General features: G+C 27.8%; 1 protein-coding gene. It reads left to right on the plus strand.

The window, feature by feature from the left end:
- Positions 1-975, plus strand: a 975-nt coding sequence (locus LX95_RS14515; RefSeq protein ID WP_211307664.1) for a T9SS type A sorting domain-containing protein, incomplete at its 5' end; no start/stop codon positions are given.
- Between the last annotated feature and the right edge of the window lie 113 nt (positions 976-1,088).

A 1,088-nucleotide genomic window follows, 5' to 3' on the forward strand; every position in this document is an offset into this window, starting at 1 on the left:
ATTTATCCTACGGACAAATCCTTGCGTGCTCAATATTTCAGTATTTTACTTATCTTAGCTTTAAACCACGCAACTGACGGTTATACAAACACGTTAACAAACATTAAATACTATACTATGAAACGAAAAATCTATACTTTACAAAGCATAATATTATTTACTTTTTTCTTTATAAACTTCAATTTGCACGGCCAATGTCCACCTGATAACAAGTTTTATGCAATTACTCAACAAGACGTAGATGATTTTATTATTAATTATCCTAATTGTACTTCATTACAACAATTAAACATTGGCGACTTGGGTCCTGCACCTTGGCAAATTACAGATCTAAGCCCATTTACAAATCTGATTAATGTAGATGATCTATCTATTTTGGAAATAACAGCTCAAAGTTTGCAGGGTTTAAATAATCTACAAACTGTTGAAAGTCTGTTCATCTACGCTATGCAAAACCTTACTAGTCTTGAAGGATTAGAAAATTTGCAAAGCGTTACTGGCTATAGCTTTAGAATTGGACTTTGTACATCAATCACAAATTTAAATGGCCTGGAAAACTTAACTAATGTCAATGTCAATGAGTTTATAATTGACAATAACCCCAATCTAAATGATATTGATGGCTTAAACTGTTATTTTTTTTCACAAGGTTTTAGAAATACTGTGACAAATTATTCGGTACAAGAAAACTTATATCAATCCATTTTTGATAACTGCAATATTAATTTATCAAACGATAATTTTACATTTAAAGATATTATTATTTATCCTAATCCTGCGCAATCTTATGTAACTCTTGAAAATATTGAAAATATTAAACAAATTGATATTTTTGATTTGTCTGGTAAATTAATTAAAAAGAAAAATTTAGATTTTGAGAATATTGATGTATCCAATCTCTCGAAAGGTACATATATAATGAAAATCACTCTAGATTCAAATTTAGTTTTTAATAATGAGTTAATTATTGAGTAAATATAAGAAATAACGTTTGCTAACAAAGAACTGAGGTAAAAACCAACTCTTTTCTACATTAAATTTGAGACATACATTACCTGTGTCAAAATCTTTATAAACAGATTTTAACT

The organism is Mesonia algae (assembly GCF_003253545.1).
Lineage (GTDB): Bacteria > Bacteroidota > Bacteroidia > Flavobacteriales > Flavobacteriaceae > Mesonia > Mesonia algae.